This window comes from Pyxidicoccus fallax (assembly GCF_012933655.1).
Taxonomy (GTDB): domain Bacteria; phylum Myxococcota; class Myxococcia; order Myxococcales; family Myxococcaceae; genus Myxococcus; species Myxococcus fallax.
Window position 1 is genome coordinate 18114 of sequence record NZ_JABBJJ010000086.1, and the last position, 21307, is coordinate 39420.

Consider the following 21307-nt stretch of genomic DNA (forward strand, 5'->3'; position numbering starts at 1 on the left):
CATGCGCACCCCGAGAGCACCCGACCACCCGGGTGTGCTCTATTGCCTGCCTGCCCTTCTTCCTCTCGGACAGGAGACCGTCTGGTGAAATCCCTCTCCCTGCTGGCCGCCCTCGCCGTCGGCATCGCGAGCCCCGCCTTCGCGCAACAGCCCCCCTCCCCCGTCCTCGGCGGACTGGACGCGGTGTACCCGGACCTGGACGCGCTCTACCGGGACCTGCACCAGAACCCCGAGCTGTCCCTTCAGGAGGAGAAGACGGCGGCGAAGCTGGCCGAGCGCCTGCGCAAGCTGGGCTACGAGGTGACGACGAAGGTGGGCGGGCACGGCATCGTCGCCCTGCTGCGCAACGGCAAGGGGCCCACGGTGATGCTGCGCACCGACCTGGACGGGCTGCCCGTGGAGGAGAAGACGGGCCTGCCCTATGCCAGCAAGACGAAGGTGAAGGATGCGTCCGGGGCCACGGTGCCGACGATGCACGCGTGCGGTCATGACGTGCACATGACGTCGTGGCTGGGCACGGCCACGCTGCTGGCGAAGGCGAAGGACCAGTGGCGCGGCACGCTGATGCTGGTGGGCCAGCCGGCGGAGGAGATTGGCGCGGGCGCCCGGGCCATGCTCGCGGACGGCCTGTTCAAGCGCTTCGGCAAGCCGGACTTCGCCGTGGCCCAGCACACCGTCCCCACCGCCGCGGCGGGGACGGTGCAGTTCACCCCGGGCTACTCGATGGCGAGCGTGGACTCGGTGGACGTCACGCTGTACGGCAAGGGCGGGCACGGCGCGTATCCGCACACCACGGTGGACCCGGTGGTGATGGCGGCGCGGACCATCCTCTCCCTGCAGACGCTCGTCAGCCGGGAGAAGCACCCGCTGGAGCCCGCGGTGGTGACGGTGGGCTCCATCCACGGCGGCACCAAGCACAACATCATTCCCGACGAGGTGCGCCTGCAGCTCACGGTGCGCACGTACAAGCCGGAGGTGCGCAAGGCGCTGCTGGCCGGCATCGAGCGCGTGGCGAAGGCCGAGGCGATGGCCTCCGGCGCGCCCCGCCCTCCCGACGTCTCCGTCACCGAGGGCACGCCCGCCACCTACAACGACCCGGAGCTCACGAAGCGGCTGGTGGCCGCGGTGGGCCGTGTGCTCGGCGAGAAGAACCTGAGCGAGGCCCCGTCCGTCATGGGCGGCGAGGACTTCTCGGAGTACGGCCGCGCGGGGGTGCCCGCGGTGATGCTGTGGCTCGGCATCACCGAGCCCAAGCGCTTCGCCGAGGCGAAGGCCGCGGGCGAGACGCTGCCCTCGGCGCACTCGCCCTTCTACGCGCCCGACCGCGAGCGCACGCTGCGCACCGGCGTCACCACGCTGACCACCGCCGCGCTGGAGCTGCTGGGCAAGCCCTGAAGAGACATCGAGTCGGCAATGGCGCCGACTCGCCCCCGGAGCGTGCCCGCTTCTCGCGGGCGTGCTCCTGGGGCAGATTGTCAGGCACTTCAGACAGGCCGCTGACGGCCTCCCTCCTTTCTCTCGCGCATCGTCGCGCGGACGGCGTTCAAGCCTTCCATCTGCTCATCGATCACGCGGATGTCCACCTCCTCCGCCCGGCGCTCCGCTTCGAGCACCTTCGGCTCCAGCTCACGCCAGCGGTCCTTCAGGTCCATTCCGGCCAGGCCGTTTCTTCTCGGTCCGGCCACTGCCATGCTTTTGCATTTCGCGGACCACGCCGCTCCAGAGGAGAGGCCCTGGCACGGAGCGAAAAAGCTGCGTTCCGGCGCGTTTTCCCCGGCAGGCCTTGCGCGGCCCTCGCGCCCCGCTCAGTCCAGCAGCTCCACGACGTCTGCTCGGACGCCCAGCAAGGCGAAACCGAGGTTGGCGAAGTTGTAGATGGGTGAGTCCGAGTCCGTGTTGTCCACACCCCCGCCGTAGAAGCGCAGGCGGAGGTAGGGGGACACGGCGGCATCATCGTCCAGCGGCACGCCCAGGGTGAGGGCCGCGTCATAGAGCGCCCCACCGCTCGGGTCCGTGGGGTTGACGAGCCCGTCCACCTCCAGCGCGGCCCAGAGGCGTTTCGAGGGCCACCAGGTCAGGCGCGTCTTCAGCGCGGGCACGGGGCCGATGTCCGCGTCCCGCGCGTAGAGCCCGCCGTCCTGGGAGCGCAGCTCCACCAGCGCCGTGCGAATCTGGAGGCTGACGCCCACGTCCCACTGGAAGCGCTCGCCGTTGATGAGCCGGTACACGTAGCTGGCCCGGTAGCCGCTAAAGGAATACGTGTGCTCCACCGGCGTGCCCGCTGGGAAGAGCGTGTCCTTGAAGAGGATGTCCTTCGTCAGCGTCGCCCGGGTGGTGATGGGCAGCGGCGCGTAGAGGAGCACCACGCCATGGCGCTCGCCCAGCCGCGCCTCGACGGAGGCGCGCTTCGTGTTGAAGAGGGGCTCGTCCTGGTTGATGTCCTCCGCCGAGTAGCGCGTGCCCCCGGCGCCGAAGCCCAGTTCGTTGCGGAACACCTTCAGAGGGCCCGCCTCCACCTCGATGAAGAGCGCCTCCAGGAGGCTGTCATCGGCCCGCGCAGCCAACGGCGCCAACAGGCACCCCAGCAGCAGGGCGCCGCGCACCCGGCGGATGGAAGGGTTCCGGAAGACTTCGGTCAGGGCCATGGCCGCGCTCCTCGTGGCAGATGCAATGCGGGCCACGCTAACGACCCGGTGGAGCTCCGGCCGTGAGGAATCGAGGCGCCTTCCCGGCGGTGAACACTCGCGGGGAACTCCTTCGAGCACCACCCCTGCCCTGTTGCGTGGAGAAAAATCCAAACCGGGCGCATACCGCCTGGCAGGGAATCAGCCGGCGTGCCCGCCACACGACATGTGTGGCTTGTGGGGGCGTGGGACCGGCGTGTTAGCGGTGCTTCGCCCCACGGCCCGCCGTGAGGCGCGGTTCCCACTCCCCTCGAGGTCACATCATGTTGAAGTCCCTGTCGAAGTCGCTGCGCCTGGCGGTGCTCGGTGGTCTGTCATTGCTCGGGGCTCCGGCCCTCGCGCAGTCCGGCCCGTTCTCCCCGTTCGCTCCCTTCCAGGCGCGCGTGAACTTCCAGCCCGCGGGCTCCCCCGTCCCGGCCGGCTTCGTCGTGGACTCGGGGCAGGTCTATGGCAGCCGGGGCAATGGCTACACGTACGGCTGGAACATGGACAACACGGCCAACACGCGCGACCGCAACGACGCGAACACGCCGTCCCAGGCCTACGACACGGTGATTCGCACGCAGAACGGTGGCGACTACACGTGGGAACTGGCCGTGCCCAACGGCTACTACGAGGTCCGGCTCGTCGCGGGCGACCCGAGCTTCTTCGACAGCGACTACATCTTCAGCGTCGAGTACTACGGCCATGTCCTGAAGGGCACGCCCACCACGGGCAACCGCTTCGTCGAGGCGGTCACCACCGTCGACGTGAATGACGGCCGGCTCACCATCCGCAACGACAGCTTCGCGGTGAACAACAAGCTGGCCTTCGTGGAGGTGACACGGAAGTTCGGCCTCGACGTCAACTTCCAGCCCGCGTCGGCCTCGCCCACGGAGATCTACGGCTACCTCTCCGACTACGGTCAGGCGTACGGCAGCCGGGGCTTCGGCTTCACCTTCGGGTGGAACGTGGACAACACGGCCAACATGGTGGACGTCAGCTACGACATCGACATCCTCGCGCAGCGGCATGCGCGCATGCAGCAGGGCGGCGACTTCTTCTGGGAGATTGCCGTGCCCAACGGCGTCTACGAGGTGGACATGATGGCCGGGGACCCGAGCACGAAGAATGGCGCATACCGCATCCAGGTGGAGGACAAGGTCGCCCTCAGCGGCATCCCCACCGGCTACGGCTTCGTCAATGGCGCCGGGGTCGTCTCGGTGAATGACGGCCGGCTCACCGTGCGCAACGCGGCGGGCGCCGGCAACAACAAGATCAACTTCATCCGCATCCGGCAGAAGTAGCCGCGAGCGCCGGGCCGGGCGGCTGGGCAGTGTGTGAGCGGTGTGATTCCATACCGCTCCCACCATGCTTCCACTTCTTCTCACGCTCCTCGTCGCCGCCGCGCCCGCGACCGCCCCGGAGTCCCCGTCCGCGAGCCTGAAGAAGAGTCAGGCCTTCCAGGAGTGGCGCGGCGGACGCTTCGTCCTCGAGGAGCGCTGGGCCGAGCTTCCCCAGGCGGGGCTTCACGTCGGCTACTTCCTCGTCCCCAAGTATTGGAAAGCCGAGGGCGACGAGGTCGCCTTCGATGATGCCTTCTTCGTGGTGGACCGGCGCACGGGCCAGCCCGTTGCCCCGGCCCTGGTCCGAACGAAGGTGCCGCGCAATGGCTGTCCGGCAGCTGGCGAGGTCACGCAGCTCTCCCCTGAACCCGAGAGCGCGACCTCGGCCGCGCTCCGCTTCGGCAATGGCCCGCAGCGCTGCCTGCTGCGGCTTCGACGCGTGAAGGACGCGTGGACCCTCTCCCTGTTCCCGGATGAGGCGCGCTCGGTCGAGGAGACCTTCCCGGAGGCGGCGCTCGCCCTGGCGAAGGTGCTCGGTGCCGGGGATGCGGGTGCCGGCGCGCTCCAATGGGCCTACCTGCCCAACTCGCGCTGGCTGCTCGCCGCACCCCGGGAGGAATGCGCGCTGTGGGTCATCGACAGCCTCACCCAGGAAGTCAACGCAACGGCCAGCAAGGCGATGACAGGGAAGATCTGCCAGTGCATCGAGGATGCCGTCGGCGACACCGATAAAAGCTTCGGGCTGGAGCAGGTGGCGTACAGCCTGTCCCGGATGGGTGAGGGGACCTCGCTTCCGACCTGTGATTGTACGTTCGCGAAGACAGGCGAAGCGGACGTCTCGTGCGACGCGTACGCGGGCCGCACGCACTCCGTGGGGATACTCGCGCAGATGGAAGAGGACGGCTCGCTCGCGAAAGAACAGGCGGCCGAGGCCTTGAAGGAAATCGCGGACGAACGGCGCACCTACGACGGTCTGCTCGCCGCGAACCAGAATGCGCTCGAGCTGTGGAGGACGGACCGTCCCAAGGAGGCGCTCACCGCATGGGCCGGGCTGTACCGGACGTGGATCCACCAGGGCCGCCCCGCCCCCGTCAATGAGGAGTTGGTCAACATCCACGCGTTGAGCGAGGAGGAGGCGGCCGTCCTGCAAGAACAGATGAACACCGTGCGGCAGGCGTCCATCGACCTCTGGGCGGAGATCCTCAACAACCTCGGCTTCGCGCTGTGGTCTCGCAAGGAGTGGTCCCAGGCCGAGGCCGTACTCACCGAATGCATGGACCTGCTCATGCGTACGAACCGCGAGCGCAACGTGCTCCACCTGAATCGGGGAGATTTGTATCGGGACATGGGGAAACTCCCGGAGGCCATGGAGGCCTATCAGCGCTTCCTGTCCGGCAAGGTCACCGCCGCCCAGCGCAAGTACGCGGAGCGGGAGCTGCGGAAGCTCGAGAAGCGCTCCAAATGACGGACGAGAGCCTGCACGGCCTGCTGGAGCGGGCGCTCACGGCTTTCGAGCACCGCGAAGAGGAGGAAGCCCTGCTGCGCATGCTGGAGGCGTGGCGGGAGTCGCGCTCGGAGCGCCTGGCCGCGCTGGTGGACACGCTGTCGAACCGGCTCATGGCCAGGATGCCCCCGAACTGGAGTCAGCCCTCCGCGCCCGCCACGCCGCGGCACCGGCCCATGGACATGGCGCGGTTGCTCCCGGACTTCCTGTGGCCCACGAACTGGGGAGACGCGGAGCAGCTGAGCCGCCAGCTGGAAGACTTCCGCACGTGGCCCGCGGACCCCCGGCTCACGCCCGTGCTGGTGACCCTCACCCGGATGAACATCTCGACCCATCGGCAGGTGCTCCAGGGCCTCTGCGGGCTCTTCGCGCACCTGCGGGACCCGCGCTCGCTCGATACCCTCCGCCGGCTGACCCGGCGCAAGGGCCCGGACGGCCAACACGGCCAGCATTTCCAGCGCGTCCTCGACGCCATCATCCAGCACGAGCTGGTGCCGCTGGACGAGCAGGCCCTCGCCCTGTGCGAGGCGCTGGAAGGGGCCATCGGCGCGCGGGCCGACACCGAGGCGCGGAACGCGCCCCTCCGCGAGGCACTGCTGGCTCGCGTGTACGCGCACCCGGACGATGACAGCGCGCGGATGGTGCTCGCCGACCACCTGCAGGAGCAGGGCGACGCCCTGGGAGAGTTCATCATGCTCCAGTACGCGTCCCAGCCCGACGCGGCCCGCGTCCGCGAGCTGCTGGAGAAGCACTCCGTGACATGGCAGGTGCCGCTGGGGCCTCACGTGACTCCCGAGCACACCCGTTTCGAGCGGGGCTTCCCGGTGGCGGTCCAGATGAACGTCGGGCGCCGGGAGTCGCTCACCCCTCCCGGGCCCGCTTGGGGCACCGTGGAGAGTATCGACTGGAACGGGTCGGGTCCCCCCGAAGCCGCGGCCTGGCTCGCGCACCCGCATGTGCATGCCCTCAAGAGGCTGAGCCGGACGCGGGGCGCCATTGGCCGCGGGCTGGGCGCTCATGGGCTGGGCGTGCGAAGCCTGGAGCTGCAGGGGCGGCTCTCCACCGAGGCGCCGGACATCTTCACCTCACTGACCGGTCTGCCACACCTGACATCGGTGGAGATTCCCCAGGCGGAGACCCGCGACGTGATGCTGTGCGCCACGTCGCCCATGGCCCGGCGCCTGAAGCGCTTCACCGTGTCGGTGCGCACCGACTGGACGCTGGAGGCGACGCCCTCCGAGGCGGTGACGGTGTCGGTGGCGCTGTTCAACCGGGAGCGCTACGGCGAGTTCGCGGCGGCCATCCGCCACGCGGTGGGCTTCGGCACCCAGGGCCTGCGCATCCGCGTCCCGCCCGACCTGGACAGCACGGAGCGCCAGTTCCTGGAGCGCGCCACGGCCGCCTACGCCCACGTCGAATGGACGTGAGCGGTGTCCCAGCCCCAAAGAGTGAGTAGACGCGGGTGGCTCCGGGGCCACGCTCCCCGGAGCCGCCTTCGAGCCTCAGGGCTCGAAGAATTCGGTGTTCGCGGGCGCGTCCAGGTAGGGCTCCAGGTCCTCGATGATCTCAGGGGGGAGCCACCGCAGCGCCTCCTCGCGGTAGGCGGAGAAGTCGCCGGTGGAGATCGCGCCATCCAGCGTCGCTTCCAGGGGAGCGAACGGGTTCGCGTCGTCAAGCTGCTCGAACGCCGACAGCGCGTTGCCGTGCTCCTGGATGAACTCGAACGCCGCGTCCCCGCTCATGCCAAACGCGGCGAGCGTCTCGAAGAGGAATCGGGCGTCGCCCAGCGGCTCGTAGCTCCCGAGGGCGTCGGAGAAGGCGAACAGCGGCGGCTCCGTCTGGGTGAGCAGCTCGCGGATCTGCAGTGGCTCCAGGCCCAGCGCCTGCAGCTGCTTCCCGTAGCCGCTCTTCGTGTTCCCCACCAGCAGCTGCACCTCCGCTTCCGAGAGGCCGAGCGTGTTCTGGAGGATGTCGGTCACCTCGTCCAGCGAGAAGTCCTCGAGGTCGGGGCCCAGGTCGCCGTTCAGGAGGCCACCCACCGCGCGGAGCGCCTCTCCCGCGACCGTGGCCACCACGTCGACCGCGGTCCCCGCCACCGGGACGAAGCCAGCGATGTCGCCCGCCAGCGACACCACCGAGCCGGCGAGGTTGAACACGTCGCCCGCGGAGACGCCGTCCCGCAGCGCCTGGACGTCCTGGTACGCCTGGATGGCGTCGGCGCCCAGCCCGAGCAGCGGGACGAACTTCGCGCCGAACTTCGCCACGTCGGTGGCCGCGCCCGTCTTGCCCAGGGTGTCGAGGATGCCGGCGGTCAGCTCGATTCCGTCGGCGGACGAGGAGAGGGTGTTCTTGATGGCCTCCAGGTACTCGCCGTCGGCGAGCTGGGAGGGCAGGTCATAGAGGCCGAGGCCGAGGGTGGCGACCGCCAGCGACCTGCCCAGCGGCGACTCGTTCCCCCAGGCGTCCAGCATCTCCTGCACCTTGTCCTGCGTGAAGGTGCCGGCGCGGATGTCCCGGATGTCCGTCAGCATCTGCTGGACGTCGCCGGGGATGTTCGTGAGCGAGTGGGCCGTCTTCAGCCCCTTGACGAGCGCGCTGAACTCCTTCATCGCCACGTCGAAGCCGCCCTCGCCTGCCTCGGCGATGGCCTCCGCCTGGGCGTTCGGCACCGCCGGCGCGAGGATTTCATCGGACAGCTTCTGCTCGAAGTCGCCGCCGTACTCCTTGCTCAGCGCCTCGGCGAGCCCGGCGTCCTGGTTGATGCGCCCGGCGAACTGGAGGGCCTCATCCGCGTGGTTCGGCGTTTCGGCCAGGGCCTTGTAGCCATCGAAGAGCGCCTTCGTCGCGCCCGCGTCCCCCTGCGCCGCGAGCGCCTCGAGCTCGGCGGTGCTGGCGGCAAGCGTCTCCGAGAGCGTGTCTCCCGCGGCGCGCGCGGCGTCGCGGATGTCCGCGTTCTCGTCCCGCGCCCAGAAGGCTTCCTTGAACTTCTCGATCTCCTCCGGCGTCAGCGCGGGCCCCAGCTGGGCGAGTTCCTCGTTGAGCCGCGTCTCCACCTGGGTCAGCTCTTCCGCCTTGGCTTCGTAGTCGGCGCGGACCTCGTTGATGGCGTCCACCGACGTGTCGAGCACCGCATTGCCCGCCTCGACGCGGCCGAAGTCGTTGATCAGCTTCTCCGCCACCGCGGAGGAGAGCGTGCCTCCCACGCCGTCCCTGGCCAGCTCGACCAGCGCGTCATCGAACCGCCCCAGCTGAGCCGAGCCCTGGGGCACCGCCTCGGAGAGCTTCTTCGCGACCGAGGTGGCCACCGCGTCCCGCCCGGCCTGGCCGGCGCGGCTGACCGCCGCGTCGAGGTCGCGGAGCACGTCCCGGTTCGTGGCCAGGTCGACCCTGTTGTTCCTCACGCCATTGGCGAGGTCCGTGGAGATGCGGTCGATGGTGGGCTGCGCCGCGGCGAGCAGCCTGTCGACCTGGGCCGGGTCGGTCAGGGCCTCGGTCTGGGAGCGGAGCTCGGCGGCGGCGGCCTTGGCCCCTCCGGACGTGTAGGCCGCCTCGACCGCACGCGATGCGTCACGCACGGTGGACGCGCCGCCGGTCGCCGTCCCATCCGTTCGGGCCGCGACGTGGGTGGCCGCCGGTGCCACCGGCCTGGGAGTGGCGGGAGGGGTGAGCACCACGGGAGCCCGGGCCGGCGCCTCGAACGTGCTCCTCCCGGAGAACCCGGCCGGCTTCTTGGCGGGCTGCGGCGCCGGTGCCTCCTTCTTCGGGGCAGGGGGTGGCGGAGGAGGGGGGAGGAATCGCCTGCGAAGCCCGTCGATCATGGTCAGTGCTCCTTTGACCAGTAGGTACGACGCCCCCCTCGTGACGGTTACACCGGATTACCCAATCTTTTTTGAGTCGGCTTTTTTCAAGGTTGGACTCAGGTGGCCCAGGAGTCTGGCTCCCGGGCCGTCCTCGGCGTCAGAACACGACGACGCCGCGGGCATTCACCCCGCTGTGCATGTCCGCGAAGGCCGCGTCGAGCTGGTCCAGCGAGTACGTCTTCGTCACCAGCTCATCCAGCTTGAGCTTCCCCTGCGAGTAGAGGTCCAGCAGCTTCGGCATGTCCCGGTGCACGTCCGCCGTGCCGAACCAGGAGCCGAACAGCCGCTTCTCCATCAGCGGCAGCACGAAGACGTTCAGGCTGATCTGCTCCTTCACGCTCCCCACGCCGACGACGACGCAGGTGCCCGCCTTGCGCGTGCACATGTACGCCTGCTCGATGGTCTCCTTGCGGCCCACGGCTTCATATGCGTAGTCCGCGCCCCGGCCGTGCGTCAGCTCGCGGATGGCGGCCACCGGGTCCCCGGCCTTCGCGTCCACCACGTCCGTCGCGCCAAAAACCTTCGCCAGCTCCAGCTTCTTCGGGTGCACGTCCACCGCGATGATGCGCTCCGCTCCGGCAATCACCGCGCCCTGGATGATGTTCAGCCCCACACCACCCGCGCCGAACACCGCCACCGTGGCCCCCGGCGGCTGCTGCGCCGTGTTGAGCACCGCCCCCACGCCGGTCGTCACCGCGCAGCCAACCAGCGCCGCCTTGTCCAGCGGCGCGTCCGCCGGCAGCTTCACCGCCGCGCGCGCGGGCACCACCGAGTACTCCGACAGGGCGCCCAGCGAGGAGAAGACGTTCAGGTCCTGCGTGTCGTGGTGGAGCCGCGTGCTCCCGTCCGGCATCCGGTTGGTGGCGTTGATCTTCTCCCCGAGCAGGCACAGGTTCGGCCGCTGGATGCGGCAGTAGTAGCACTCGCCGCACTGGGCCACCCATGAGAGGACGACCTTGTCGCCCTTCTTCACGTGGGTGACGCCCTCCCCCACCGCCTCGACGATGCCCGCGCCCTCGTGCCCCAGCACGCAGGGGAGCTTCATCTTCACGGTGCCGTTCAGCACGGACAGGTCCGTGTGGCACACGCCACACGCGACCATGCGCACCAGCACCTCCTGTGCCTGCGGCGCGTCGAAGCGGATGTCGGTGATGGACAGCTTGTCCTTCTCGAAACACACAGCAGCCTTCATGGTGGCTTGCTCCAGGTGTGATGAGGAATGGCGTGAGACGTCAGACGGCTCAGAGCTGCATGGCCTTGTGCTCCAGGAACTCCTCGAGCCCGGCCTTGCCGAACTCGCGCCCGTGCCCGGACTGCTTGTAGCCGCCGAACGGCGCCAGCGGGTTGAACCGGCCGCCGTTGATGTCCACCTGCCCGGTGCGCATCCGGCGCGCGACGCGCTTCGCCCGCTCCGCGTCGTTCGACCAGACGGCGCCGGACAGGCCGTAGATGGTGCCGTTGGCGATGCGGATGGCGTCGTCCTCGTCCTCGTACGGCATGACGACGAGCACGGGGCCGAAGATCTCCTCCTGCGCGAGGGTCATCTCCGGCGTCACGCCCGCGAACACCGTGGGCCGCACGTAGTAGCCCTTCGCGAGCCCCTCGGGCGCCTCCGCGCCACCCGCCACGAGCTTCGCGCCCTCACGGACGCCCTGCTGGATGTACTCGCGCACGCGCGTGCGCTGGGCATCGGAGATGAGCGGCCCGAGCTTCGCCTCGCCCTTGAACGGGTCGCCCACCGTGAAGCCGGCGGCCACCTCGGCCGCGAGCTTCGCGGCCTCGTCGTGGAGCGTTCGCGGAACCAGCATTCGCGTGTGTGCCGAGCACGTCTGCCCGGAGTTGAGGAAGCAGTTGCTCACCACCCGCTTCACGACGTTCTTCAGATTCGCGTCGTCGAGCACGATGGCCGCCGACTTGCCGCCCAGCTCCAGCGCCACCCGCTTGATGGTGGCCGCCGCCAGCTCGGAGATGCGCCGCCCCGCGCGCGTGGAGCCCGTGAAGGACACCATGTCCACCTCGGGGTGACGCACGAGCGCCTCGCCCACCACCGGGCCCGTGCCCGACACGAGGTTGAAGACACCGGCCGGCACGCCGGCCTCGTGAATCAGCTCCGCCAGCATGAAGGCGTTGAGCGGAGCCACCTCGCTGGGCTTGAGGACGACGGTACAGCCCGCGGCCAGCGCCGGGACGACCTTGGCGATGATTTGATGGAGCGGGTAGTTCCACGGGGTGATGCAGGCGACGACGCCCACCGGCTCGCGCACCACCAGCGAGTTGCCCACCTGCTCCTCGAAGGGGAACTCCTGGAGGAGCTGCACGTAGGAGCCCGTCACGGTGACGGGCGTGCCCACCTGGATGGGCTTCGCCAGCGCGATGGGCATGCCCACCTCGCCGGTGATGGTCCGCGCCAGGTCGTCCGCGCGCGCCATCATCTTCTCCTGGAGCCTCGCCAGCACCTGCGCGCGCTCGGCCACGGGGCGGGTGGACCACGCGTCGAAGGCCGCGCGCGCCGCCCGCACCGCGCGGTCCGCGTCCTCCGCGGTGCCCTCGGGGATGCGGCCCATCACCTCCTCGGTGGAGGCACAGAGGACGTCGATGTGCCTCGTGCCGCGAGAAGCAACCCACTCACCGCCAATGTACAGCGTGTCGAAGACCTGCATGGCTGTGTCCCCTCCTCAGCTGAAGGCCTGGATGCCCGTCTGCGCGCGCCCGAGGATGAGCGCGTGGACATCGTGGGTGCCCTCGTAGGTGTTCACCGCTTCCAGGTTCATCACGTGCCGGATGACGTGGTACTCGTCCGCGATGCCGTTGCCGCCCAGCATGTCGCGGGCGACCCGCGCGATATCCAGCGCCTTGCCGCAGTTGTTGCGCTTGAGCAGCGAGATGGCCTCCGGCGCCGCCTTCTCCGCGTCCTTCATCCGCCCCAGCCGCAGCGCCGCCGTCAGCCCGAGCGTGATTTCCGTCTGCATGTCCGCCAGCTTCTTCTGGATGAGCTGCGTGGCCGCCAGCGGCCGGCCGAACATCTTCCGCTCCAGCGTGTACGCCCGCGCCGTGTGCCAGCAGAACTCCGCCGCGCCCATGGCGCCCCAGGAGATGCCGTAGCGCGCGTTGTTCAGGCAGCCGAAGGGACCCTTCAGGCCCTTCACCCCAGCCAGCAGGTTCTCCTCGGGGACGAGCACGTCGTCCATGGCGATGCCGCCCGTCACCGAGGCGCGCAGCGAGAACTTGCCTTCAATCTTCGGCGCGGTGAGCCCCTTCATGCCCTTCTCCAGCACGAAGCCGCGAATCTCGTCGCTCTCGTCCTTGGCCCAGACGACGAAGACATCCGCGATGGGCGAGTTCGTAATCCACTGCTTGGTGCCGGAGAGGCGGAAGCCCCCGGGCACCTTCTTCGCCCTGCTGCGCATCGCCCCCGGGTCCGAGCCAGCGTCGGGCTCCGTCAGGCCGAAGCAGCCCACCAGCTCACCCTTCGCGAGGCCGGGCAGGTACTTGCGGCGCTGCGCCTCCGAGCCGTAGGCGTAGATGGGGTACATCACCAGCGAGGACTGCACGCTCATGGCCGAGCGGTAGCCGGAGTCCACGCGCTCCACCTCGCGCGCCAGCAGCCCGTAGGCCACGTACGAGGCCCCGGCCCCGCCGTACTCGGACGGAATCGTCGAGCCGAGCAGGCCGAGGCCGCCCATCTCGTTCATGATTTCGCGGTGGAACACCTCGTGGCGGTTGGCCTCCAGCACGCGCGACATGAGCTGCCGCTGGCAGTACGCGTGCGCGGTGTCGCGAAGCAGCCGCTCCTCTTCCTTCAATTCCTCCTCGAGGAGGAACGGGTCCTGCCACTGAAACGGTGCGCGTTGGCTCATGGTGTTCAGACCCTCTCCAGGACGGCGGCGATGCCCTGCCCCACGCCGATGCACATGCTGACGAGCGCGTAGCGCCCACCGCTCACCTGGAGCTGGCGGGCCGCCGTGAGCGCCAGGCGCGCGCCGGACGCACCCAGCGGGTGGCCCAGGGCGATGGCGCCTCCGTTCGGGTTGATGCGGCTGTCGTCCTCGGACAGCTCCAGCAGCCTGAGGCAACCCAGCACCTGCACGGCGAAGGCCTCGTTGATCTCGATGACGTCCATGTCCGCGAGCGTCAGCCCGGCTCGCGTCAGGGCCTTGCGGGAGGCAGGCACGGGTCCCAGTCCCATCGTGCGCGGCGGCACCCCGGCCACCGCGGCCGAGACGATGCGCGCCAGCGGCTTGCAGCCGGCGCGCTCGCCCGCGCCCAGCGTGCCCACGAGCAGGGCCGCCGCCCCGTCGTTGATGCCGGACGCATTGCCCGCGGTGACGACACCGTCGGGGGCCAGCGGCTTGAGCGCCGCCAGCTTGTCGAGCGTGGTGTCCCCGCGCGGATGCTCGTCCGCCGGCACGATGGTGGCGGTGCCCTTGCGGCCCGGCACCGCCACCGGCGACAGCTCGCCGGAGAAGAAGCCATTGGCCAGGGCCGCCGCGTACTTCTGCTGCGAGGCCAGCGCGAAGCGGTCGCTCGGCTCGCGACCGATGCCGAGGTCCAGGGCGATGTTGTCCGCCGTCTCCGGCATCGTGTCGTCGCCGAAGCCGGCGATGAGGCGCGGGTTGGGGAAGCGCGCGCCCATCGTCGTGTCGTAGATGCGCACGTCGCGGCTGAAGGCGGAGTCGGCCTTGGCCATGGCGAAGGGCGCGCGGCTCATGCTCTCCACGCCGCCCGCGATGAACAGCTCGCCCTGCCCCGTCGTGGCGGCGCGCGCCGCGTCCAGCACCGCCGCCAGCCCGCTGCCACATAGCCGGTTGACGGTGATGCCCGCGACCTCGATGGGCAGGCCCGCCAGCAGCGCCGCGTGGCGGGCCACGTTGCGGCTGTCCTCTCCCGCCTGATTGGTGCAGCCGATGATGACGTCCTCGACGTCGCCGGGCTCGAAGGGGCCGCGCGCCATCACCGCCTTGATGACACCGGCGAGCAGGTCATCGGGGCGCACCGGCGCCAGCGTGCCGGCGTGCCGGCCGAACGGGGTGCGAAGGCCATCGTAGATATAGGCACTCATGAGACTCAGTTCTCCGGAGTGAGGAGGGAGACGCCGAGCCGCGCCCGGCGGGACAACCAGGGACTGGCGCGGTAGCGCGGGTCGCCAGACGCGGCGTGCATGGCCTCCAGCACCTTCAAGAGCCGCCGGGGACCGAGCGCGTCACCCCAGGCCAGCGGGCCCCGGGGGTAGCCGAGGCCGAGCGTGACGGCGGCGTCGATGTCCTCCGGCGTGGCGATGCGCTGCTGGGCGATGTCGCAGGCGATGTTGACGATGGTGGCCAGCACGCGCTGCGCGACGAAGCCCGTGCTGTCGTGGATGCGCGACACCGCAGTGCCGTCCGCCGAGAGCAGCGTCAGCGCCGAGTCCAGGAACGCGGGCCGCGTCACCGGCGTCGTCATGACGGTGCGCCGCCGCTCGGGTCCGAAGAGCAGGTCCACCGCCACGGTGCGCTCGGCGTCCAATCCCAGGGCCAGCGCCGTGGTGGTGGCGTCACTGCCCAGCGGAGCGACGAGGCACAGCGACTCCGGCGCGGGGCGGTCTCCGCCATCCAGCGCCCAGCCCGCGGCGCGCACGAGGGTCAGCAGCGTGTCACGCCAGCCCGCCTCCTCGGCGGCGACCCAGACCGGCCTGCGCTCGCCCCGTGGAAGCTCGGGTGCCGGCACGGGCTGCTGCTTGCCGCCCTCGTGGGAGTAGAAGCCCCGGCCGCTCTTCCGGCCCAGCAGCCCCGCCGCGAGCCGCTGCCGCAACACGTAGGACGGGCGGTAGCGCGGCTCCTGGTAGAACTGCTCGTAGACGGACTCCATCACCGGGTGCGAGACGTCCAGGCCCGTCAAATCCAGCAACTCGAAGGGCCCCATGCGGAACCCGGCGGCCTCGCGCAGGATGCGGTCGATTTCATCGAAGGACGCGATGCCCTCCTGGAGCACGCGCAGCGCCTCCGTGCCGAAGCCGCGGCCCGCATGGTTGACGATGAAGCCCGGCGTGTCCGCCGCGCGCACCGGACGGTGCCCCATGCGCCGGGCCAGCCCGGTGAGCGCCTCGCCCACCCACGGCTCGGTGCGCGCGCCGTCGATGACCTCCACCACCTTCATCAGGGGCACCGGGTTGAAGAAGTGGAAGCCGCCGACGCGGCCGGGGCGCTCGCACGTGGAGGCAATGGCCGTCACCGAGAGCGACGAGGTGTTGGTGGCCAGCAGGCAGTCGGGACCGACGATGCGCTCCAGGCGGGCGAACAACTCCTGCTTGGCGCGCAGGTCCTCGACGATGGCCTCCACCACCACGTGACAGCCGGCGAGCGCGGCTTCACTCGCGACGGGCTGGAGGCGGGCCGTCGCGGCGCGGGCGTCCTCCGCGGACAGCTTCCCCTTCGCGGCCAGCGAGTCCAGCGTCGCACCGACGGCGACGCGCGCCTCTTCAGCGGCCTGGGGACGCGCATCGAACAGGCGCACGGTGACGCCGGACTGCGCGGCAAGCTGGGCGATGCCCCGGCCCATGATGCCGGTACCAACGATGCCAAGGATGAGCTCGGAGCCGTGGACGTTCATGGCAGGTTTTCCCTAATTTCGCTGTGCGAAATTCAATTTCGCAGCCGTTGACCCTAAATACTGCGTTGTTTATCGTTCTGGCAATCCCGCTCTTCAGGATTGCCATGGCCCGACTGCCTTCTTCCCCGTTTCCCTCGAATGGCGCTGGTGCACCCTTCAATGACAATGGGGGGCCCTTCGTGGAGTCGTTGGACACCGAGGGCGACGAGGAGGTGAAGGACCGCCAATTCGTGACGGCGCTCGCGCGTGGATTGGAAATCCTGCGTGCCTTCACGCCGCAGCGGCCGCTCTTGGGCAATCAGGAATTGGCGGCCAGCACGGGGCTGCCAAAGCCAACCATCTCCCGGCTGACGCATACGCTGACGCGGCTGGGCTACCTCACCTATTCAGAGCGGCTGGGGAAGTACCAGCTGGGCACACGGGTGCTGGCGCTCGGCTTCGCGGCGCTCTCCAACATGGGCGTGCGCGACCTGGCCCGGCCGCTGATGCAGGAATTGGCGGACTACGCCAACGTGCCCGTGTCGCTGGGCAGTAGGGACCGGCTCAATGTCGTGTACGTCGAGCACTGCCGCTCCACGGCCGCGGTGACGCTGCGGCTGGACATCGGCTCACGGCTGCCCTTGGCCACCACCGCCATGGGGCGTGCGCTGCTCGCCGCGCTGCCCGAGGGTGAGCGCAACTACCTCATGCGGCACATGGCCAAGCGCGAGCCGGAGAAGTGGCCGCGCATCCAAGCCGGCATCGAGCAGGCCATGGAGGAGTACCAGACGCATGGCTTCACGCTCTCCATCGGGGACTGGGACAAGGATGTGAACGCGGTGGGCGTGCCCTTCATCCCCCCGGACGGCAGCGGCATCCTCGCCTTCAACTGTGGCGGCCCGTCCTTCCTGCTGCCCCGCCAACGGCTCCTGCTCGACCTCGGGCCCCGCCTGGTGAACCTCGTTCGCAACGTCGAAGCGGCCCTGCTGCGCCGCTGACAAAGGACTGCACATCCATGGCCTGTGATGATGAGACGCTGGCCCAGCTGCTCTCCACGCTCGACCGATTCGTGAGGGAGCGGCTGGTACCCAATGAGCACCGCGTGGCGGAGGAGGACGCCATTCCCCACGACCTCGTGGAGGAGATGCGCGGGCTGGGGCTGTTCGGCCTGTCCACGCCGGTGGAGTACGGCGGCATCGGGCTGAACATGCTCCAGGAGGTCCAGGTGGCCTTCGTGCTCGGCCAGACGTCGCCCGCGTTCCGTTCGCTCATCGGCACCAACAACGGCATCGGCTCGCAGGGCATCATCCTGGACGGCACGGACGAGCAGAAGCGCAAGTACCTGCCGAAGCTGGCTTCCGGAGAGATTGTCGGCGCCTTCGCCCTCACGGAGCCCAACGCCGGCTCGGACGCGTCCTCGCTGCGCACCACCGCGCGGCGCGAGGGCGACCACTACGTGCTCAATGGCACCAAGCGCTACATCACCAACGCGCCGGAGGCCGGCCTGTTCACGGTGATGGCGCGCACCAACCCCGAGGACAAGGGCGCCAGCGGCATCTCCGCCTTCCTCGTGGAGGCGGGCACGCCGGGGCTCGTCATCGGTCCGTCCGACAAGAAGATGGGCCAGAAGGGCACGCACACCGCGGACGTCATGTTCGAGGACTGCCGCGTGCCCGCGTCCCAGCTGCTGGGCGGCCGGGAGGGCCAGGGCTTCAAGACGGCGATGAAGGTGCTCGACCGCGGGCGGCTCCACATCGGCGCCGTGTGCGTCGGCGTCGCCGAGCGCCTCATCCGCGACAGCCTGCGCTACGCCATGGAGCGGCAGCAGTTCGGCAAGGCCATCGCCGAGTTCCAGCTCATCCAGGCGATGCTGGCCGACAGCCGCACGGAGGCCTACGCCGCCCGCTGCATGGTGCTGGACGCCGCCCGCCGGAGGGATTTGGGCGAGAACATCAGCACCGAGGCCTCCTGCTGCAAGCTGTTCGCGAGCGAGATGGTGGGCCGCGTGGCGGACCGCGCGGTACAGATTTTCGGCGGCGCCGGCTACATCGCCGACTACGGCATCGAGCGCTTCTACCGCGACGTGCGCCTGTTCCGGCTCTACGAGGGCACCAGCCAGATTCAACAGCTCGTCATCGCGCGCAACATGATGCGCGAGGTGGCCTAGCATTCCAGCGCGGGCCCTGCGTACCGTTCCCGTCCCCGAGGAGGAAGCATGTACCTGGCCATCGGAGTGCTCGCGGGCACCATCATCCTGGTGCTCGCCATGCGGCAGTGGCTGTTGCACCGGGAATGCGAGCCCAGCAAGAGCGAGCCCTTCGACGGGGTCGTCTATCAGGTCGGCAAGGCGGCCATCGCCGAGCGCCGGAGCGACAACCCGCGCGCCACCGTCATCTGCATGCACGGCTTCGTGGCCGACATGCGCTACTTCACGGACCACTACAGCGACCCGGACCTCCAGCTCATCCTGCTGACGAGCTGCGACTACCACGTGCCCATCTCCAACCCGCGCCACGCCTCCGTCCCCTGGGCGAAGGTGCCCACGGAGCGCGAGGGCACCATCCCCTACGACGCCGCCGTACTGATACAGGCGCTGGAGCACCTGCCGAAGACGGACACCATCCGCGTGCACGGCCACTCGCGCGGAGGCGCCGTCATCCTGGAGGCCGCGTCCATGCGGCCCGATTTGTTCCAGCGGGTGGAGGTGGTGCTGGAGGCGCCCGTGCTGCCCCAGGCGCGCCCCTACGTGAGCACCACGGCCGCGCAGCTCTGGCTGCTGTCGTTCGTCATTCCCCTGTGGCGCAAGCAGCCCATCAACCCGCGCAACCTGAAGACATGGGGCCCGCTGGAGAACAACCCGCGCAAGCGCGAGCTCATCATGGCCTTCCCCTTCAATCCCAAGCGCGTGGCCACCATGGTGTCCAACCTGCGCGGGATTGATGACTGGATGCACGAGCGCGACGCGTCGCTCTTCAAGAACGTCCCCAACGCCACCGTCATCGTCCCCGGGAAGGACCGGGTGCTGGACAGCCAGTCCATGCTGGAGAGCGCCCGGAAGGCGGGGCCCTCGCTCAACGTGGTGACGGTAGACGGCTGCAGCCACTTCCCCATCTGGGACCGCCCGGACGTGCTGCCCACGCTGGCGCGCGCGACGGAGCGCCCCGCCGCGCGCGGGTAGGCCCTCCTCGCGCGACACTCAATCCAGTACTGCTGCAATTTGACTGTGAATACAAAAATGTAGTCAGTTCTCTCCTGTCGTTCTTGGAGAGGACAACTTCGCTTGCACAACAGTCTTCGTATCTGGCGGGCCTGGACGGGCGCCATCCTGGGTCTGGCGGCCGGCTGCCAGAGCGCCGCATTCATCGGCCATGACGCCACGGTTCGCAGTGGAACCGAGGTTCCGCTGGACCTGAAGGTGAACTTCGGCCCCGGGGATGAGTATTACGGGGTGGGCGCCTCGGGCAACCTGGTCGCCTGTCTCGGCCTGCCCGATGGCTGGCCGTTCCCGACCGGCACCTATACCCACAACAGCGACAACCGCCTGGATGCCGAGTATTCCCCCGAGGTGAGCTCCGAGGCCGAGCAGGCGTTCGGGACGCCGGGCACGCGGTGGCACTGCCTCATCTCCGGCACCGAGAGCATCGACCCCGAGGGCGAGGCGCTCGCCACCGCACGACTGATGCTGCCGGTGCCCAGCGTGGCCCAGGGCGCGTACCGCCTGCGCTACGCCACGGGGTTCCGTCCCACCGATGAGGCCACGCGCCTGGGTGGGCAGCTGGAGCGCCTGCTCCACGTGAATGTGCAGCCGGCCACCACGTTCGACCACTGGGAGGTCACGTCCTTCGGCAGCGCGGGGCCCATCTCCATCAATGACCGGGTGTGGTACGACCACGGGCAGTTCCTGCTCCGCAACGACCTGGGCATGTACTCCTCGACGGACGGCCGCGAGTGGACGGCCTTCGAGCCGGTGCTCGAGGGAACGGAGACCGCCCTCGTCGTGGACCGGCTGGTCTACACCCAGGACCAGTGGTTCGGCGTGTCGGGTGGGGCCATCTACGTCTCGCGCGATGACGCGCGCACGTGGGCGCAGCTCCACGTCGACGCGGCCGGGCGCGACTTCCTGGCGCTGGCGGTGCACGGCGGACGGCTGGTGGCCACGGGCACCCAGGGCCTCATCACCGTCTCCAGCAATGGCACCGAGTGGACGGACCAGAGCGTCGACGGGGCCTACCGCGTCCCGCGGCTCGCCGTGGGCCAGGACACCCTCCTGGCGGTGGGCGAGCCCGAGGGCGAGGAGGACGTCACCAACGACATCCTGATGCGCGCCCGCGCGGACGGCTCCGGCTGGGACACGGTGCCGTCGGAGGCCCTGGCGGGCCGCGCCATCCGGACGCTCGTCTGGGGCAACGGCCGCTTCATGGCCTTCACGTGGCAGGAGGGCGGCGAAACGCCTCCCCAGGGCCCGCCGGGCAACATCTTCATGTCCCTGGACCGCGGGACGACGTGGGAGCCGGTGCAGGGGCTGCTGACCGGGGACGATGCCGGCCTGCCCGATGACACCGTGCTGGCGTACATCGACAACACCTTCGTGGTCGGAGGGACGCTGCGCCGCGAGCCGGTCGGCGACGAGCTGCTGCCGTTCGAGCTCCGCTCGTCCGCGGATGGTGTCACGTGGGCGTCGCACGCGACGGGCGCAGCGGGTGACTTCTCCCCGGAGACCGCCGCCACGGGGCCGCAGACGGTGGTGATGATGACCCCCGAGGTGTCGCTGGTGGCCACCCGCCGGCCCTGGGCAGGCCCGGCCATCCTCACCGAGTCGCTGCCGTACGCCGTGGTGGGCGTGGCCTACAACGCGACGGTGGAGACGCGCGGTGGCGCTGGAAGCACCACGCTGTCGCTGACGGGCACGCTGCCCGCGGGGCTGAACTTCGCGGCGGGCACCCTCTCCGGCATGCCCACCCAGGCGGGCACCGCGCAGCTCACCGCGACGGCCCGGGACGTGCGCGGCACCGAGGCCACGCGTACCTACAACCTGGACGTGGTGCGGCCGCTGGCCATTCCGGCCGCGCAGCTCGCGACCGCGGTGCAGGGCACCGCCTACTCGGCGAGCTTCGCCGCAGAGGGGGGCCGCGCCCCGTACACCTGGAGCCACACCGGCGCGCTGCCGGCCGGCCTGACGCTGCAGCAGCAGGACGCGGCGTACGTCCTGTCCGGCACGCCCACCGCCAACGGCAGCTTCGCCCTCACCCTCTCGGTGCGGGATGCGCTGGGCCTGACCTCGGAGCGCGCCGTCACCCTCCAGGTCGATCCGGCGCCGAACCCGAATCCGAATCCGAATCCCAACCCGAATCCCAACCCGAACCCGAATCC

General features: G+C 69.8%; 16 protein-coding genes. 8 read left to right on the forward strand and 8 right to left on the reverse strand.

Annotated elements, in window-relative coordinates:
- Positions 1-84: 84 nt before the first annotated feature.
- Positions 85-1395 (forward strand): amidohydrolase, encoded by a 1311-nt coding sequence (locus tag HG543_RS19590; RefSeq protein WP_343073397.1) that lies wholly within the window; start codon positions 85-87, stop codon positions 1393-1395.
- An 89-nt stretch (positions 1396-1484) separates the two neighbouring features.
- Here HG543_RS19590 and HG543_RS19595 read toward each other — a convergent pair whose 3' ends face one another.
- Both HG543_RS19595 and HG543_RS19600 read right to left on the reverse strand, forming a co-directional pair.
- Positions 1485-1652, reverse strand: coding sequence for a hypothetical protein (locus tag HG543_RS19595; protein WP_169346326.1), 168 nt, complete (start codon positions 1650-1652; stop codon positions 1485-1487).
- Between the two features lie 153 nt (positions 1653-1805).
- Positions 1806-2645 (reverse strand): hypothetical protein, encoded by an 840-nt coding sequence (locus HG543_RS19600; protein WP_169346327.1) that lies wholly within the window; start codon positions 2643-2645, stop codon positions 1806-1808.
- A 302-nt stretch (positions 2646-2947) separates the two neighbouring features.
- On the opposite strand from HG543_RS19600, the gene HG543_RS19605 reads away from it, so the two are divergent.
- The 3 genes from HG543_RS19605 (at position 2948) to HG543_RS19615 (ending at position 6940) form a co-directional block, all read left to right on the forward strand.
- Entirely contained in the window at positions 2948-3970 is a 1023-nt protein-coding gene (locus HG543_RS19605; RefSeq protein ID WP_169346328.1) for a hypothetical protein, read from the forward strand.
- Positions 3971-4034: 64 nt separating this feature from the next.
- Positions 4035-5474 (forward strand): tetratricopeptide repeat protein, encoded by a 1440-nt coding sequence (locus HG543_RS19610; RefSeq protein ID WP_169346329.1) that lies wholly within the window; start codon positions 4035-4037, stop codon positions 5472-5474.
- The gene (locus HG543_RS19615; protein WP_169346330.1) at positions 5471-6940 is read left to right on the forward strand and encodes a TIGR02996 domain-containing protein; all 1470 of its coding nucleotides are present in this window, start codon (positions 5471-5473) and stop codon (positions 6938-6940) included. Before HG543_RS19610 ends, HG543_RS19615 begins: the two co-directional genes overlap by 4 nt.
- 75 nt (positions 6941-7015) lie before the next feature.
- On the opposite strand, the gene HG543_RS19620 is transcribed toward HG543_RS19615, so the two are convergent.
- The 6 genes from HG543_RS19620 to HG543_RS19645 all read right to left on the reverse strand — a co-directional run bounded on the left by HG543_RS19620 (position 7016) and on the right by HG543_RS19645 (position 15958).
- Entirely contained in the window at positions 7016-9331 is a 2316-nt protein-coding gene (locus tag HG543_RS19620) for a hypothetical protein (protein WP_169346331.1), read from the reverse strand.
- 139 nt (positions 9332-9470) lie between these two features.
- Positions 9471-10565, reverse strand: a complete 1095-nt coding sequence (locus tag HG543_RS19625) for a Zn-dependent alcohol dehydrogenase (protein ID WP_169346332.1) — start codon at positions 10563-10565, stop codon at positions 9471-9473.
- A 49-nt stretch (positions 10566-10614) separates the two neighbouring features.
- Positions 10615-12033 (reverse strand): aldehyde dehydrogenase family protein, encoded by a 1419-nt coding sequence (locus tag HG543_RS19630; RefSeq protein WP_169346333.1) that lies wholly within the window; start codon positions 12031-12033, stop codon positions 10615-10617.
- A 15-nt stretch (positions 12034-12048) separates the two neighbouring features.
- Positions 12049-13230, reverse strand: coding sequence for an acyl-CoA dehydrogenase (locus tag HG543_RS19635; RefSeq protein ID WP_171818354.1), 1182 nt, complete (start codon positions 13228-13230; stop codon positions 12049-12051).
- Between the two features lie 5 nt (positions 13231-13235).
- Positions 13236-14432, reverse strand: coding sequence for a 3-oxoadipyl-CoA thiolase (locus HG543_RS19640; protein WP_169346334.1), 1197 nt, complete (start codon positions 14430-14432; stop codon positions 13236-13238).
- 5 nt (positions 14433-14437) lie between these two features.
- Positions 14438-15958: a 3-hydroxyacyl-CoA dehydrogenase gene (locus tag HG543_RS19645; protein WP_169346335.1), complete on the reverse strand. Its 1521-nt coding sequence runs from the start codon at positions 15956-15958 to the stop codon at positions 14438-14440.
- A 179-nt stretch (positions 15959-16137) separates the two neighbouring features.
- On the opposite strand from HG543_RS19645, the gene HG543_RS19650 reads away from it, so the two are divergent.
- The 4 genes from HG543_RS19650 to HG543_RS19665 form a co-directional block, all read left to right on the forward strand.
- On the forward strand, positions 16138-16935 hold the full coding sequence (locus HG543_RS19650; RefSeq protein WP_343073398.1) for an IclR family transcriptional regulator: 798 nt from the start codon (positions 16138-16140) through the stop codon (positions 16933-16935).
- A gap of 17 nt (positions 16936-16952) precedes the next feature.
- The gene (locus HG543_RS19655) at positions 16953-18104 is read left to right on the forward strand and encodes an acyl-CoA dehydrogenase family protein (RefSeq protein ID WP_169346337.1); all 1152 of its coding nucleotides are present in this window, start codon (positions 16953-16955) and stop codon (positions 18102-18104) included.
- 48 nt (positions 18105-18152) lie between these two features.
- Complete coding sequence (locus tag HG543_RS19660; RefSeq protein WP_169346338.1) at positions 18153-19115, forward strand: alpha/beta fold hydrolase; 963 nt, start codon at positions 18153-18155, stop codon at positions 19113-19115.
- A 102-nt stretch (positions 19116-19217) separates the two neighbouring features.
- Positions 19218-21307: Ig domain-containing protein (locus HG543_RS19665; RefSeq protein ID WP_169346339.1), on the forward strand; the 2090-nt coding region annotated here is incomplete at its 3' end.

Excerpts from the sequence above, each read along its gene's own strand:
- HG543_RS19640 (WP_169346334.1), bottom strand. The coding sequence starts at position 14,432 with ATGAGTGCCTATATCTACGATGGCCTTCGCACCCCGTTCGGCCGGCAC.
- HG543_RS19600 (WP_169346327.1), bottom strand. The coding sequence starts at position 2,645 with ATGGCCCTGACCGAAGTCTTCCGGAACCCTTCCATCCGCCGGGTGCGC.
- HG543_RS19645 (WP_169346335.1), bottom strand. The coding sequence starts at position 15,958 with ATGAACGTCCACGGCTCCGAGCTCATCCTTGGCATCGTTGGTACCGGC.
- HG543_RS19635 (WP_171818354.1), bottom strand. The coding sequence starts at position 13,230 with ATGAGCCAACGCGCACCGTTTCAGTGGCAGGACCCGTTCCTCCTCGAG.
- HG543_RS19605 (WP_169346328.1), top strand. The coding sequence starts at position 2,948 with ATGTTGAAGTCCCTGTCGAAGTCGCTGCGCCTGGCGGTGCTCGGTGGT.
- HG543_RS19630 (WP_169346333.1), bottom strand. The coding sequence starts at position 12,033 with ATGCAGGTCTTCGACACGCTGTACATTGGCGGTGAGTGGGTTGCTTCT.
- HG543_RS19620 (WP_169346331.1), bottom strand. The coding sequence starts at position 9,331 with ATGATCGACGGGCTTCGCAGGCGATTCCTCCCCCCTCCTCCGCCACCC.
- HG543_RS19595 (WP_169346326.1), bottom strand. The coding sequence starts at position 1,652 with ATGGACCTGAAGGACCGCTGGCGTGAGCTGGAGCCGAAGGTGCTCGAA.
- HG543_RS19655 (WP_169346337.1), top strand. The coding sequence starts at position 16,953 with ATGGCCTGTGATGATGAGACGCTGGCCCAGCTGCTCTCCACGCTCGAC.
- HG543_RS19610 (WP_169346329.1), top strand. The coding sequence starts at position 4,035 with ATGCTTCCACTTCTTCTCACGCTCCTCGTCGCCGCCGCGCCCGCGACC.
- HG543_RS19660 (WP_169346338.1), top strand. The coding sequence starts at position 18,153 with ATGTACCTGGCCATCGGAGTGCTCGCGGGCACCATCATCCTGGTGCTC.
- HG543_RS19625 (WP_169346332.1), bottom strand. The coding sequence starts at position 10,565 with ATGAAGGCTGCTGTGTGTTTCGAGAAGGACAAGCTGTCCATCACCGAC.
- HG543_RS19615 (WP_169346330.1), top strand. The coding sequence starts at position 5,471 with ATGACGGACGAGAGCCTGCACGGCCTGCTGGAGCGGGCGCTCACGGCT.